General features: G+C 61.6%; 13 protein-coding genes and 2 pseudogenes. 2 read left to right on the forward strand and 13 right to left on the reverse strand.

The window, feature by feature from the left end; translation table 11 throughout:
• Positions 1–38 precede the first annotated feature (38 nt).
• Positions 39–912: pseudogene (locus tag NOF55_RS08860) on the reverse strand (IS630 family transposase); the annotation flags it as partial.
• 256 nt (positions 913–1,168) lie between these two features.
• Here NOF55_RS08860 and NOF55_RS08865 point away from each other — a divergent pair.
• Positions 1,169–1,309: a hypothetical protein gene (locus NOF55_RS08865; RefSeq protein WP_306411008.1), complete on the forward strand. Its 141-nt coding sequence runs from the start codon at positions 1,169–1,171 to the stop codon at positions 1,307–1,309.
• On the opposite strand, the pseudogene NOF55_RS08870 reads toward NOF55_RS08865, so the two are convergent.
• The 5 genes and pseudogenes from NOF55_RS08870 to NOF55_RS08890 form a co-directional block, all read right to left on the reverse strand.
• Positions 1,309–1,635, reverse strand: a pseudogene (locus tag NOF55_RS08870) (exonuclease domain-containing protein); the annotation flags it as partial. The gene NOF55_RS08865 and the pseudogene NOF55_RS08870 sit on opposite strands and share 1 nt — an antisense overlap.
• 17 nt (positions 1,636–1,652) lie before the next feature.
• Positions 1,653–2,825 carry a Fic family protein gene (locus NOF55_RS08875; RefSeq protein ID WP_306411009.1) on the reverse strand — a complete coding sequence of 391 codons (1,173 nt, stop codon included), beginning with the start codon at positions 2,823–2,825 and terminating at the stop codon, positions 1,653–1,655.
• Positions 2,826–3,429: 604 nt separating this feature from the next.
• Positions 3,430–4,143: an SMC-Scp complex subunit ScpB gene (gene scpB / locus NOF55_RS08880; protein WP_306411010.1), complete on the reverse strand. Its 714-nt coding sequence runs from the start codon at positions 4,141–4,143 to the stop codon at positions 3,430–3,432.
• A 2-nt stretch (positions 4,144–4,145) separates the two neighbouring features.
• The gene (locus NOF55_RS08885) at positions 4,146–5,099 is read right to left on the reverse strand and encodes a DUF1403 family protein (protein WP_306411011.1); all 954 of its coding nucleotides are present in this window, start codon (positions 5,097–5,099) and stop codon (positions 4,146–4,148) included.
• Positions 5,100–5,334: 235 nt separating this feature from the next.
• Complete coding sequence (locus NOF55_RS08890; RefSeq protein WP_306411012.1) at positions 5,335–6,243, reverse strand: DMT family transporter; 909 nt, start codon at positions 6,241–6,243, stop codon at positions 5,335–5,337.
• Positions 6,244–6,321: 78 nt separating this feature from the next.
• Between NOF55_RS08890 and NOF55_RS08895 the strand changes: the two genes are divergently transcribed.
• Positions 6,322–6,774: a helix-turn-helix transcriptional regulator gene (locus NOF55_RS08895; protein WP_306411013.1), complete on the forward strand. Its 453-nt coding sequence runs from the start codon at positions 6,322–6,324 to the stop codon at positions 6,772–6,774.
• Positions 6,775–6,812: 38 nt separating this feature from the next.
• Here the strand turns inward: NOF55_RS08895 and repC are convergent, their stop codons facing one another.
• The 7 genes from repC to hutC form a co-directional block, all read right to left on the reverse strand.
• Positions 6,813–8,027, reverse strand: coding sequence for a plasmid replication protein RepC (gene repC, locus NOF55_RS08900; RefSeq protein WP_306411014.1), 1,215 nt, complete (start codon positions 8,025–8,027; stop codon positions 6,813–6,815).
• Between the two features lie 151 nt (positions 8,028–8,178).
• On the reverse strand, positions 8,179–9,162 hold the full coding sequence (gene repB / locus NOF55_RS08905) for a plasmid partitioning protein RepB (RefSeq protein ID WP_306411015.1): 984 nt from the start codon (positions 9,160–9,162) through the stop codon (positions 8,179–8,181).
• 74 nt (positions 9,163–9,236) lie between these two features.
• Positions 9,237–10,424 (reverse strand): plasmid partitioning protein RepA, encoded by a 1,188-nt coding sequence (repA, locus tag NOF55_RS08910; protein ID WP_306411016.1) that lies wholly within the window; start codon positions 10,422–10,424, stop codon positions 9,237–9,239.
• A gap of 337 nt (positions 10,425–10,761) precedes the next feature.
• A complete protein-coding gene (locus tag NOF55_RS08915) occupies positions 10,762–11,010 on the reverse strand; it encodes a WGR domain-containing protein (RefSeq protein ID WP_306411017.1) in 249 nt (82 codons plus the stop codon).
• A 264-nt stretch (positions 11,011–11,274) separates the two neighbouring features.
• The gene (locus NOF55_RS08920) at positions 11,275–11,856 is read right to left on the reverse strand and encodes an IMPACT family protein (RefSeq protein WP_306411018.1); all 582 of its coding nucleotides are present in this window, start codon (positions 11,854–11,856) and stop codon (positions 11,275–11,277) included.
• 101 nt (positions 11,857–11,957) lie between these two features.
• Positions 11,958–13,817, reverse strand: coding sequence for a DNA helicase RecQ (recQ, locus tag NOF55_RS08925; RefSeq protein WP_306411019.1), 1,860 nt, complete (start codon positions 13,815–13,817; stop codon positions 11,958–11,960).
• A gap of 81 nt (positions 13,818–13,898) precedes the next feature.
• On the reverse strand, positions 13,899–14,660 hold the full coding sequence (gene hutC / locus NOF55_RS08930; protein WP_306411020.1) for a histidine utilization transcriptional repressor HutC: 762 nt from the start codon (positions 14,658–14,660) through the stop codon (positions 13,899–13,901).
• Between the last annotated feature and the right edge of the window lie 72 nt (positions 14,661–14,732).

Raw genomic sequence — 14,732 nt, forward strand, 5'->3', positions numbered from 1 at the left:
TGAGGCTGTTCGTCAGCAGCACCGGCAGAGAAACTGTAGGATTTGAAGACCCGGTTTGATAGCCAGTCCTCGCGCATGAAGTGCCAGAGGTTTTCGACCGGGTTCAACTCCGGCGACTTCGGCGGCAATGGCAGGATGGTGATGTTTTCGGGCACGACGAGATTGTTGGACATATGCCAGCCCGCCTGATCCATGATGAGGATGGCGTGCGCGCCATCATCGACATGACGGGCGATTTCGGCCAGATGCCGGGTCATTGCGTAGGTGTCACACCATGGCATGACCAGCGCCGCCGCCTTGCTGAGCTTCGGGCAGATTGCGCCGAAGATGTAGGCCGACCTTGTGCGCTGATCGTGCGGTGCTGAAGGTCGTGTTCCGCGCCTGGCCCAACGGCGTGTGATCTTGTTCTTTTGCCCGATACGGGCCTCGTCCTCGAACCAGATCTCTATCCGTTTTCCTCGGGCTGCTCCAGCGGCAATCTCTGCCACCGCGGCGGGGAGGTTTTTTAAAGTCCTCAATGGCTTGAGGGTCTTGAGCGTGATGTTTGGGCCGGACTGCCAGCTTGCGATAGCCCATGGCCCGCACCTCACGGCTCAGCGTCTGCTCGCTGACGGAAACACGGAATTCTTCCCACAGCCATTGCGCCAGATCACATAGACGCCAGCGAACAACATCGTCGAGATAGGGTGTCGGCCCGCGCTCCATGGCCTGCGCCAAGGCTGTGCGCTGCTGATCGTTCAACCGAGACTGCTGGCCAGGAGCCTTGCCATTGATGAGGCCTTGGGGGCCGCGCTCGTTGAAGCGCAACACCCAGTCCCGAACAATCTGCAGCGTCACGTTGCCGAGACGGGCGGCATCTGACCGCGAGCCCCCGTCATAGATCGAGGCGAGTGCCAACAAGCGCCGCACTCGGCATTTCCATGACAATCGCCACTCTGCTCATCATGAAGATCAAAGCAAAAACCGACGTTTGGGACGAATTTCAGACGCTACTCCAACGCTACCGGGCCTTGGCAAGTGAGCGACACCGCGCCGAACAACCGTCGCAGCAGACCGCATTGCCGCCGTCGTCGCCGACCCCGGTCACGTTCCCAATGAATTCGCGGGCATCACACCGATCGACACCCGCGGGACAATCTACCCGGGCCTCATCGAGCTCCATAACCACTTGAGCTACAATTTCCTGCCGCTTTGGAGCGTCCCGAAAACCTACACCAACCGAAATCAGTGGCGGGAGCACGAACCCGACTACAAGATTTCGATCTCCCTCCCCTCCAACGTCATCGGCGGCAACGTCGATGTCGACTAGACGTCCGTGACATCGCCGATGTTTCCGGTTTCGTCGAAGCTGAAGGCGACGATCCCTATCTCGATGATTTCGTCCTTGCGGGCATTAAGGCCTGTCGTCTCCGTATCGACAATGGCGCCACGTAATGGAAAGCCGGGCCGCGGCTCATCCGCGATGGTGCGAGCCACGAGTTTCCGCAGAACGCGATAGCGGCCTGTTTCTTCAAGCCGGCGGACCATATCGATCTCATCCTGAGCTCCTTGCACGCCGTTGTTGGGGGCAGACTGAACCTTCGTTTCGGGCTCCCTCGCCTCCCCCGTACCAAACAGGTCGAACTGCTGTTTCATGCCGATGACCTCATTGACTAGCGGACCGCGGGGTAGAGGCGTGGAAGCCAGCGCTCGATAATATCGACGGGGAAGCCGAGGCGAACTTTGCCCTTGGCCGTATCCGATTTGAGGACACCGATATGTAGCAAACTCGACAGTACCGTCCGTGCCTGCCGCTCCTGATAGCCCGTCAGCCCCTGGATCTGCGATCGGAAAAACTCCCCGCTGATGACGGCTTCACGCAAGAGCGGCCAGCTTCCCTTTGGAAGCCGCTGCATCTGAACCTCCTCGTTACACCAGACTTCGATGCGGTTCAGCAATTCCTCCGGCTTGAGAAGCTCCTCCATGAACGTGACCTGGTCCAGGCAGCACGACAGGAAGAATGAGGTAAACTCAGTCAGCCCGGCTTGCGTCAGGTTACCCCGTCCATCCAAATCACCGCGCCTTGGCTGATCGGCCTGGGACAGTAGGCGTTTGTAATCCGAGACATTTCTTGCAAGACCTCGTGAAACAGACCACAGTTCTGAACCGATCCCGAGATCGCGCAGAAGGGCGTGCGAAAACAGCCGTGAGACACGCCCGTTGCCATCAAAGAATGGATGGATCCATGCTAGACGATGGTGAGAGGCGCCGACGCCAATGATCCGCTGTAGCTTGGAAAGCATCTTCAAGCCGTAGCCTTCAACGAACCGCCCAAGGAGCGGCTCAATCATGTCGGGCTCTGGGGCGATATGCTCCCCTACTTTGACATGCCGCGTCCTGAGCTGGCCGGGGGTCATTCGAATTACTTCGCCCGTATCGGGATTCCGGACAATCAGCAGGTCCGCAGGCAACCGCCCGCAGAACTCCCCATGAAGCCAGCAGATTCCGTCGATAGACAGCACGGGAAACGGCATGTCTCCTCGATCGACGAGTTGCTGCACCTCGATGTGGGCGCGAGCCTCAAGCTGAAGGTTGCGCTTCTCCGGTTCGCCGGAAAAGTCGCCTAACATGGCCCGGTCGATATCGATCGGGAGGGTATTGTGCCCCTCTATCAGATTTGAGTAGTAGCAGTTCATCGAGCGCACCAGATCGCCGATAGAAGCCCGCATAAGTGGGTGCAGGCGCGCAGCGAAACGGCTGGCCGCCGACGTCAGCTCGATCGTCAAATCTTCCAGATCTCGATTGCTGTCGGGAAGAAGGGGCTCAATGCTTGCGAGCGTTACCATTTTTTGCCGGTTCCCATGCCTCTAAATTCACAATTAAGAACATAGTGGTAGGCACGGAGCGATGCAATCAATTTGCCGGTCTTATTGTCGATCTTGTTCACGCTGGATATCTTGCCACCTCCCCCAAGGCTTGGGGCGCACCGAAGGCATCTGCGGCCGTGGAAAATTTCAATTCGACGTACGAAGTTTCGTACCCGTTTCGCGCCAGATGGGCCAATGGCGCGCACCGGTTTTTATAGTACATCGCATGAATTTTCACGGACGGCGATTTGCGATGGTTTAGCCACTACGTGCTGCTAAGGCTTTGCACGAGGGTTTGTATCAGCACATGCTCGGCAGCATCAACCGGCCGTACACCAGCGGTCGAAATTTCAAGAGCAAGCGCCTCAGCGAACAGCTGCTCAGAGAGACCGAGGGTTAGTTTGGTGTCCATGTGTTTCAAGCATTAGCAGTCATCTTGTATCTGTAGCTTGCCACGCTCACGCGCACCAGAGCTTACGCCTCGCATCCGGCACCTCAAGATGCTTGTATTTCCCGCCCGAAAACTAGGCCAATCCAGCGCATGCGGGCGCGGACCGTCTCGGCAGGCGAATTACGCAGATCCCTACTCAGTGGAGATCGCTTCTCCCTCCGCTCGTACTTCGACAAAGCTGGTTTCATCTTGTTCAGCGCGTTTTATCAACAGCCCAGCATCCTCCAGTGCCTCGATGTCGGGCAGATCGCGCAGCGTCTCCATACCAAACGCGGTGAGGAAGTGTTTCGTCGTGACATAGGTATAGGGTGCGCCCGGCGTCGGGCTGCGTGGGCCGGAGGCGAGGAAGTTGGCATTGCGCAGGCTGGCGATGGTGTCGCGGCTGACCTCCTTGCCGAAGATTTTTGACAGGTCGCCGCGGGTGATCGGCTGGAAGTAGGCAATCGCCATCAGCACCATGGCCTCGAAGTCGGACAGCGCCGGCGCTGCACTCCGCGTCGGCGCCTGCGACGCCCGGATCGAAACGGCGAAACGCGAATGCGTTCGGTGCTGCCAGCCGCCGGCGGCGAACACGATCTCATAGGGCCGGTCACGCAATTCCGCGCGCAGGTCATCGATCAAGAGGTCGACGCTGCAGTCCTTGCTGACGACACGGGCCAGCGTCTCGCGGCCGACGGGCTCGGCCGCGGCAAAGATCACCGCCTCGACGCGCAACATCCATTCCCGCCAGCGCAGCTCCGGCGGCAAATCCACCAGCTCCCGATCCAGGAGATATTCATCTCCGGCCTTCGCTTGCCCAGTGCGCCTTTTGCCATGCGGTGGTTTGACTGCGTCCGGTTCAGCCATTGTCATAGTCCATAGATCCGGAACGAGCTTCGGCCGGACAGTTCCCGCACGGCGCCAAAGCCTTCCAGCCGGTCGAACAGCCGGGTCGCCGCCCAGCGCGAGAGAGAGGTGCCGGGCGCCGAGGCGGCCACGGCATCCTCGTCGAGCAGGGCCTGGATGACGGCGCCAGCGCCCTTGGTGCGAACCTTTGGCGCGACGGCGCGCAGCGTCTCGGCGCGGCGGGCGATGCCACTGGCGGTGCGCAGGGCCGCGCTCGTTGCCTCCGTGAGGGCAAGGCAGACAGCACGGGCAAAGGCCGGTTCACCCGGGCGCACGCGGCCCCTGCCCCCAAGCGTCTTGAAGGCCGGCCCATAGCGTTCGGCCATCAGCAGCGGCACGGCAAAATCCCATTTCAGCAGCGCGGCGATCAGCAGGTCGGCCAGCATCCAGGCGAGCGGCTCGGTATCCGGCCGCGCGGCATGCATGGCCGTGACCAGGTCCGCCGCGGCGAAAGGCGCCGGGCGGCCCGATTGTAGCGCGTCGTCGGCGTGGTCGACGGCCGCGGTGAGGCGATCGTCCCAGGCAAGCCCCAGAAGATCGGCAAGCTCAGCCACTGCCTTGGAGGAGAAGGCGGGTTTTCGGGTGGAAACCCTTTTGTAGACCAAAAACACTTTTCCAGCCGGGCCAGGATCGTCGCCAGCCGCGGTGAGCAAAACGGCATCGCGCAGCGCTGCCTCATCCTCGCTGCGCCCCATCAGCCTGACCGCGACGGCGGCACATTTCAGGGCCTGACGGGAGCGCCAGCAGCCGGCCCATGGGGGCGCGGAACGAACGAGATCGTCCAGCGATTTCAAGGCAATGCCGGCGGCGAAGGCGGCGGCAAGCGCGTCCGGCTCGCGGCCACGCGGCAGGGCCCAGCCGGGCAAGGCGGCGATGAACATCGGAGCGGAAACGGGGGAGGCGACGGGCGAATCCATACCGACAGCCTACAATAACTGTGCGGTTTATGCTATAAATTTCACAAAAATCCGCACCGCTTGTCGCAAGCATAAAACGACCGATAATATTGCATTATCGTTTGTTTATCTCATTATAAAGAAAATACCTCTGTCGTCGCGCAAAACCTCGAAAATCACGCTCAGGAAAACTCCGCTCCATCCCTCGGCAACTGAGGTTTATGACAAGGTTCGTTGGTAAAGCCCCTCCCCCACTTCACTGCTCACGCTCCCGGCTAAGTTCACCCAGAGCACCTAACCGGTCATCCTGACCCGCCGGGACGTCAACGGGATTTCGTTTCCGCCCTGATTTCACAAGAATGTCGAGAACGACCGCTCCCATGACGAGGCTACCTCCGATCCAGGTGGCCAACGCGGGCGTCTCCCCGAAGGCCAGCCAGACCCAAAGGGGAGCGAGCGGATTTTCGATACTGGCTATGAGGGCCGAGCGCGTCGCCGAGATCAGCCGCGTTCCGGCCGTCATCAACAGAAGGCCAAGGCCGAATTGAGCGGTTCCGAACAGTATCAGATCGAACATACTCGCCGCCGGGACCTGTGTGGGCTGAGAAAACGGCAAGACCACGAAAGCGCAGAGAAAGGCGGAAAGGCACGCTGCCGGAAGCATGGACACGTGCCTGTTCTCGCGGATAATGATCATCATGGCAGCATAGGAGAGCGCCGTGATCATCGCGAAGGCATAACCCGCCAGATATCCCCCCGAGGCATGTGGATTGACGATGATCGTCACGCCCGCAAGTGCGATGAAGCTGGCGCCCCATGTGCTCCAGCCTTCCCGTTCCCCCATGAAGACGAGCGCCATGAGGGCGGTCATGAAGGGGATCGCAGCACCGATCGTCATGACATCGGCAACCGGAGCCAATCGCAGCGCATGGATGAAGCAGATCGTCACCCATAAGCCGATCGCCCGGATTGTTTCCCGAAGATCTTTCCCGTGACTCCAGAGGAGATAGGCTGCGATGAAGAAGCCCCCGAAGATTCCCCGCCAGAACAAGACTGTCCAGACATCCAGCGCAATCAGCCGGGTAAAATAGCCGGACAGGCTATAGGCAACCGCCGAGCCGATAATCAGCACCGTTCCAAGCCATGTGTTCCTGTTGTCTTGCATCGCAAAGCCCCCTTGCATTCGAGGCTTTGTACAGCGATGCTCCTGACATCGTTTTGTCAGGAGTGTTGAGGGCCCTTCTTGCGCCGTGCCGACCGTCTCTTCGATATCATCCAGGCGCTGCGGGGCAAATCGCGGCCGACGACGGCGGCTATGCTGGCGCAAAAATTGGAAGTGACAACACGGACCATCTACCGGGACATCGCGACGCTGCAAGCGCGCCGCATCCCGATCGAGGGCGAACCGGGGCTCGGTTATATGCTGCGCAAGGGGTTCGACCTTCCACCCCTGATGTTCACGGTCGAGGAGATCGAAGCCATTGCGGTCGGCGTCAATCTGGTTCACCGCATTCGCGATCCGAAGTTGCAGGAAGCCGCCGAAAGCGTGCTGAGCAAGCTGCGCGGGGATTATCGGCACTTCCGGGCCGATCGCATTGTGAAATCCGACGTTCTCGATGAACGATTTGCATCGGACAGCAACGCCATGATGGCCGAGTGGATGGCCAAGCGTTTAAACGTGGCGCAGAAACCCTGAATCGGATCGTATTTAATACGCCTCATCGCCGGCAGCACTCACGACACCTGTCGCTCTTGCCCGGCATTGGCCTTCATCAGCGCCATCAGCATCGGGCCGAGGGAGAATTCACCACGCTCCGCCCGACGGGTGAGATCGCGTAGATAACCGCCGGGCGAATGGATGTGCCCTGCCCTTTCGAGAATGCAGGCAATCGCCGTCGCCGCATTTTCCGGCCCCATGACCGCACACGCCTCCTGATAGGCCGAAGGACTGACCCCGAGCGTCGAGCGAACGACCACTGCCGCCGCCATGAGATCACGCCAGTCCAATAATGTACCGTCCGCACCGTAATCGCTGATCTGCGGGCACGCCCTGAGCACCATACCCAATGGGAATGGCTTGGGCGGCATGTTCACCGGCTGAGATTCGACTGCTGACGTTGCGCCCTGCTCTGTTTCAGAGCTTGGTTCAGATTCATGGATGGGTTTGGTATTTGAATTCTGTATGTGCTGACGGATACCGTTATCATTGCCGTCGTTTTTTTGTGTTTCTAGCTGCATTTCCAACGTGTTGAGCACTTCATCGTGCAGCATGGCCAACGTATCCAGGACAGATTCCAGTTCTTCGCGGGCCTTGGCATGCCGCATCGTCGCGACGGTGGCGATATAATGGGCCTCAATCATTTCCCAGTCACCCTCGGCCCCCTCTTCCATCGCAGCCGAAATCATCTTCCGCAAGTCACGGCGCAGGATGGTGATCTTTTCGCGCAGGATCCGCATCCGCATCCGTTCCTCGGCAACCTGCTGCGCCAGCCCTGCAAGTTCCTCCGCTCTGGCAAGCAATGGCGCCAGGCTGAACCCGTAAGCATCGTCGATGGCACCCTCGGCGGTCTTGCGGGCATAACGCTTGCCGTTCGGGCTATCCTTCCGGTGGATCAGCCCGGCCTTGACGAGAAGCGCCAGATTTTCGCGCAAGGTCGTTCCAGCAATCCCATTGGCGCGGGCACTGAGCTGCGCATTGGACGGAAAGACCACCAGGTTGCCATCCGATGAAAGCTGTGTATCGGGGTGAAAGGTCAAAAGCGCGTTCAGCACGGCCAGTGCCCGATCCTTGAGACCGAGCAGGGTTCGGGCATCGCAGGCGTCGCGAAAGATCTTCCACTTGTCGGCCGATTTGCCCGCAGGCATCTCCGCCGCTTCAAGCTGCCTTCTGATCAGGGCAAGCGTCATCGGCCGCCGCCCGAAGGGCGTCGTCACATTCCCGGTCTGCATTTTCTTCACCTTTCTGCCGGCAAAAGAAAACAGTTCACCCAAACGATGCCAAAAACGCTTGACGGGGAATCCGGGAAATGCGATTCTCTAGCTGCTACACACGAGAAGGGCTTCCGGAACGGAAACGTTTTGGGGGCCTTTTCTTTTGCGTTCAGTCTCCTTGACGGTTGGTAGTCTTGAACTCTTCGTACAGCCGTTCGAGATTGGCGCTGATGTAGCGGCCGAACTTCACGGCATCCTTGGATTTCAACGCGATCGAATAGCTTTTCCCCGCGCCCTTGAACTCGGCGGCAACGGCCTGGTCCTCGGCCGCCCATGTGCCCGGGGCCGGCGAACGGCGAGCCGGCTTGCTCGCCTGCCTGACCTCCCTGACGAGGCACTCGAAGCGCGCATCCGAAGCCAGCGCGCCGAACCCCTCTTTCCCGATGGCGGCCAATGCCACTGCACGGTTGCCGGGGTGTTCGACCAGTTGCGCAAGCTCCGTCCAGCGATCGCGGCCGACGGTCTTGGCCGTGCCTATGGCCTCGATCACAGCCGCCGGAATGCGCGACGTGACCGAAAGCATGCGGGTCAGCATCGGCGCATCGACGGAAAGCGCCTGCTGGATGGTGCGCCGCTCATGGCCGAGGTCGGAAAGCCGCTGGGCGAAGGCCGCCCGCTCGATGAAGGAAAGATTCTCGCGGGCCGAGTTTTCCTGGCCTTGGGCGATGACGTGATCGACGTCGGAAACGGGTTTGATGACGGCACGGACAGGCCGTTCGAGCAGGGCGGCAGCCCGAACGCGACGATGGCCGAACACGATCTGGTAGCGCCCTTCCGCCCGCGGGTGCGGCCGGACCAGAACGGGTGTATCCTGCCCCCGTTCGCGGATCGCCTCCACCAGTGCGCCGAAGGCCTCGGGATCGTCTTCCATGCGATCGCTGACGAAGGATGCATCGATACTGGCCGGGTCGAGATCGACGACCGCCTCCCCGCTCAGCGCCTGATCGACCAGCGCCGCCTTCTCCGCCAGTTCGCTCAGCGAATTGATCATCGAGCGCGACGCACCGCGCGTCGCATAGCCCGGAATGGTCTTGCGTTCCGGCTGGGCATTGTCCGCCGAGGTAATATTCGCGAAAATACCCTTACGCGCCATCCCGTTGTCCTCCGTTACCCGTCAAGGCAATGAATTCATTCGAAAAAATTGCAATATGTACGGCTGACAACACCTCACGCATGGCGCCGCCCCCAGGCCTTCTGCATCAGCTCGATGACCTCCCCGTTGACGGCGTCCATCGCCTCGCGGGCGCGGTCGTAGGTCGCAGGGGTGAACTGGGCGCGCTCCACCTCATAAAGTGTCTGCTTGGTCAGGCCGGCGTCGGAAACCGCGGTCGACTTGACCATGTGGCTCTTCATCATCTGCTGCGCGAACATCGACTGCATGAAGCCGACCATCTGCTGCTGGGGAATATCCATCGGCTCATACCGCGTGATGAGATAGCGGAACCAGTCGAGGCTGACATTGATACCGGCGCCTTCGACGCTCTTCAGGATATCGCCGAGCATCAGCAGGAACTGCGACATGGACATGATATCGAGCATCTGCGGATGAACGGTGATGAGAACGGAGGTCGCCGCCGTCAAGGCCGTCAGCGTCAGATAGCCGAGCTGGGGAGGGCAATCGACGACGACGACATCATAGCGGTCGTCGACCTCGGCCAGCGCACTGCCGATGCGCGTGTAGAAAAGCTTGCCATCCGACGTATCCTTGCGCTGCATGGCGAGCGGCGTCTCGTATTCGTATTCCTGCAATTCGAGATTGGCCGGAATGACGTCGAGGTTCGGAAAATTCGTCGGCTGGATCACGGACGTGATCGACTTGCGCTGGTCGTCGTAGCGCAGCGATTCGTAGAGCGAGGGTTTTTCATCCAGCTCCGGTTGAATGCCGTAGAGTGCCGTCATCGACGCCTGCGGGTCGAGATCCACCGCCAGGACACGATAGCCTTTCAGCGCCATGAATTGCGCCAGATGCGCGGAGGTGGTCGTCTTGCCGGAGCCACCCTTGAAGTTGACGACGGCGATCACCTGCAATTTCTCGCCGGGCTTGCGGTGGGGCACGCGGTCGAGCAGATGGCGCAGTTCGTTCATCTGCTCGGCGGTGTAATACCGCCGGCCGGTGGAGGTGACGCTGGGCTCGACACCCTTGCCGGAAAGATGCAGCTTCTTCAGATAGCTCTGGGAGACCCCGACGAAATCGGCCACTTCGGCCAGCGAGAACTGCCGCAGCGTCTTCTGGGCATTGGGAGGGAACTTCTCGATCCGCAGCATGTCGAGCTTGGCCGAAATTTCGCCACCCTGTTCAAGGATGACGTCGGCAAAACTCACCACTGCCTCCGATACCGCCCTTTTCACGTTCATGCCCGCCAGAACCTCTTGTCACGATATTTTCCGCAAAACGGAATAATTATCGGGAATGTGCGCCGATTCCCGATGGCTGGCAAGAGAAATAGGGTTAACACAATGCTAATAGCCGGTCGCGAGCGTTGGCAAAATGACAATGAATTAGAATCGCTTAGCGAATCCAGACCCTTGCCCTGTGAATCATTCGCCGCCACTGCAAAAGGCGCGCTCCTCGCCGAATGAGCGTGCCCGGCAGCATGAACGTCCCGAACAGCCGAAAGGCGCCGAATCATCGGGTTGACGGCGGGGGAGGGGAGCGGCGCGATCATGTGAACATATTCACGGCGAGGCACGTTCACACCGTGTCGATATAACCACGCCCCCGCTTGATACGGGTCAGTCGCTCGAGCGCGTGCCGCGCCGCGCATTCGTCGGCAAACGTTTCCGTCATCGACCGGCCTTGCGTGCCGATGCGGCCCCAATGGCGGGTCAGCGACATTTCGCCGAAGAGCGTCGGCTGAAGTGTCAGCGTATAGAAGCGCCGCATGTTGAGCGAACGCTCGATGCGGCGCAGATGCAGGGGAGGGGAGACGTCGTTCGGCATGACCGGGAGTTTCCGATGTCCGGCCTCTCCCGTCCAACGACTATTGTGAATCGATCCCGGCCGACCGATTCACAAAGCTTATAGTTCCGTCCCCGCCGACAGTTGCGCCACCCAGGGCGGGTTTGCACCGGCCCGGGACACGATCACGGTGGCCACCTGCGCGCCGAAGGCCAGGGCGTCTTGCAGCTCCTTTATCAGCAGGCCCTGGCACAGCAGGCTTGTAAGCACGCCGCACGGCAAAGAAGGGGAAAGGCGGGCGACAAATCAGATCGAGACCCGGGCGCGGCCGCTCGTCATGTCCGCGACTGTGCGGAGGATCCGCTCGGCCTGTTCGGCGGGAAGGCGGAAGGAAAGCTCGGCGCCCGTTTCCGTGAAGGTCTCGCCCTCCGCCGTGACGTCCGGAAGAGCCAGAAGCCGGGCCTTGACCCGCGCCAGATCGGAGAAGACGCAGGCGATCCGCACCGCAACGGAAGGAACTATCGCCGTTTTCTCCGCTTGCGAAAGACAAGCGGCCGCCGCGCCGCCATAGGCGCGGACAAGGCCGCCGCTGCCCAGAAGAATGCCACCGAACCAGCGCGTGACGACGACCGCCACCCGATCCAGTTCCTGCCCGTCGATCGCCTGAAGGATGGGCCGTCCCGCCGTGCCCGAGGGCTCCCCGTCATCGCTGAAACGAAAGGCCTGCCCGATCCGCCACGCCCAGCAATTGTGATTGGCCGAAGGTTCCGATTGCGCCGTCAGGAAGGCCCGCACCTCGGCTTCGTCGGCCACGGCCGCGGCGGTCGCCCGAAAGCAGCTCTTCTTGATGTCCTGCGAAAAGGTCTCTGTACGGTTCAGGCTGAACATGCGCGGACCCTATGCCGGAACGCGGCAAGGAGCAATATATCGCACGGAACGAGGAAGCTTGTTCCATTTCCCCCAAGGGCGAAAGCTCGACCACCCCGGCCTCACCGTTCGTGTTGGCGGATGACCTCCAGAAACGCCTCGCCGAAGCGCTCCAGCTTGGAACGCCCGACGCCGGAAATGTCGAGCATCGCTTCGGGGCTCGTCGGACGCTCGGTGGCGAAGGCCACCAGCGTCGTGTCCGGAAAGACCATGTAGGGCGGGATCGAAAGCTCGCGCGCCAGCTCCAGGCGCACGGCGCGCAAGGCCTCGAACAGTTCCCCGTCAGCGGTTTCCAGCGCGGACCGGGTCTGGACAGCCCGGGCGGACGAGTTGCGGGAAGCCTTGCCCTTGGTCGGACGGTCCTTGCGGAAACGCACCTCGCGCTCGTGCTTGAACACCGCACGCGCTTCCGGCTCCAGTTTCAGCGCGCCATAGGCCTCGTGATCGACACGTACGAAACCGGCGGCGAGGAGCTGGCGGTAGACCGATTGCCACGTCTTGGCCGGCAGGTCGCGCCCCACGCCGAAGACCGGCATGTCGGCATGGCCGAAGCGCCGGGTCCGCTCGTTTTCATTGCCGAGCAGCACGTCGATCAGATGGCCGGCGCCGAAGCGCTCGCCGGTACGGTAGACCGCCGCCAGCGCCTTGATCGCCGCCTCGGTGCCGTCCCAGGTCTCGACGGGCTTGAGGCAGGTATCGCAATTGCCGCATTGTCCGGGATGCGCCTCGCCGAAATGGGCCAGAATCGCCTGCCTGCGGCACCCCGGCGTCTCGCAGATGGCGAGCAGCGCATTCAGCTTGGCGCGCTCGACGCGCTTCACGTCGTCGCTGGACGTGCCGCCGTCGATCATCCGCCCGCGCTGGATGACATCGGCCATGCCATAGGCCATCCACACCTCGGAAGGCAGGCCGTCGCGCCCGGCGCGGCCCGTTTCCTGATAATAGGCTTCCACCGACCCCGGCAGGTCGAGATGGGCGACATAGCGCACGTTCGGCTTGTCGATACCCATGCCGAAGGCCACCGTAGCGACGAGGCACAGCCCTTCCTCCTTCAGGAAGGCATCCTGGTTCGCGTCGCGCTTCTCGCGCTCCATGCCGGCATGATAGGGAAGGGCCCGCACGCCCTGCGCGTTCAGCCATTCTGCCGTGTCCTCCACCTTGGCGCGGGAGAGACAATAGACGATGCCGCTCTCGCCCTCATGGCGGGTCAGAAACCGCAGGAGCTGCTGGCGCGGCTGGTCCCGCTCGACGATCTCGTAGGAGATATTCGGACGGTCGAAGGAAGTGGTGAACACCGCCGCACCGTGCAGCCCCAGCCGGTCGATGATGTCGTCGCGGGTATGCGGATCGGCGGTCGCCGTCAGCGCCATGCGCGGCACACCCGGATAGAGGGTGGCCAGCTGGCCAAGCTCGCGATATTCGGGCCGGAAATCGTGCCCCCACTGGGAGACGCAATGCGCCTCGTCGATGGCGAAGAGCGCAAGCCGCGTATCGCCGATCATCTCTTTGAAAGCAGGCGTGACGATACGTTCCGGGGTGACATAGAGCAGGTCGAGTTCGCCGCGTGCCAGCGCCCGGCGTACCTCTGCGAATTCCTCCCGCGTCAGCGTGGAATTGAGCCCGGCGGCCCGCACACCGAGCTGTTTCAGCGCCTCGACCTGATCGCGCATCAGCGCGATGAGCGGCGAAACGACGATGCCGACGCCGGCGCGGCACAGGGCGGGGATCTGATAGCAGAGCGACTTGCCGGCCCCGGTCGGAAACAGCACCACCGCATCGCCGCCGCCGACCACCTGCTCGACCACCGCCGCCTGTTTGCCCCGGAAGGAGGAATAGCCGTAAACCCGCTTGAGAACGGCGAGCGGGTTCTCAGCGCCTTCGCTGTCGAAAAAGGGATCGATACGGTTCTGGTTCTGCGGCATGGAATCGCTTTCGTGGAATGGCCGGCATTATGCACGGATCGGCCAGCGACGGCGAGCCTTTACCGGCTCTTCGCCGCTTCCTCAGGATTGCGACGGCGTGAAGGCGGCCACGAGTTCATGCCTGTCGCCGGGATAGGTCAGGCGCACCTGCGTGACGTGCAGGTCGGAAATCCAGGTGCGGCGCTCGATGACGAGACAGGCCGTACCCGGCGCAATCCCCAGCAGGGCCGCCACGTCGGGCTCGGCGGCCACCGCCCGGATACGGTTCTCGGCGGCGTTCCACGGCACCTGCTGAAGAAGCCAGGTGCCCGGGCCGACATTATCGTCGAACGCCTGGTTTTCCGCATCGGGAACCGCCGTCAGGTTGATCAGCCTGTCTTCGTGGCAGAAGGGCTGGCGGCCGGCATAATGACAGCCGGTGATGGCAACCACGCGGGCGCGCGCCGGCAGATCGAGCCGCTTGCGGTCGTCGCTGCGCGCACCGCGCGCCGCGCGGCTTTCCGTCCGCCAGGCATAGGTGAGGCCGAGCGCTTCCACCTCCTGGCGGATATCGTGAACCTGAAGAACGGCGGACTGCACCTGCGGGTGGGCGACGAAGCTGCCGGAACGGCGGCGGCGCTCGATCAACCCTCGCCGGACCAGATCGCCCAGCGCCTTGCTGACCGTCATGCGCGAACAGCCATATTGGCGTGTCAACTCGTGCTCGAAGGGAATACGGTGCCCGGGCGGCCATTCGCCGGACAAGATATGACCTTCGATATCGGCGAGAATCCGCTGGTGCAGCGTTGCGTCCGGCGTCTTCTCCACCCGCTCGTCCATTGCTCGTCCTTTGCGTGACGCCATTCCGGACGGTTCTTCCCCTCCGGAATGGCTCTAGAGCATTTCCGCTTTTCCCCGAATCGCGGAAATGCTCTA

The organism is Ectorhizobium quercum, from assembly GCF_026552795.1.
Taxonomy (GTDB): domain Bacteria; phylum Pseudomonadota; class Alphaproteobacteria; order Rhizobiales; family Rhizobiaceae; genus Ectorhizobium; species Ectorhizobium quercum.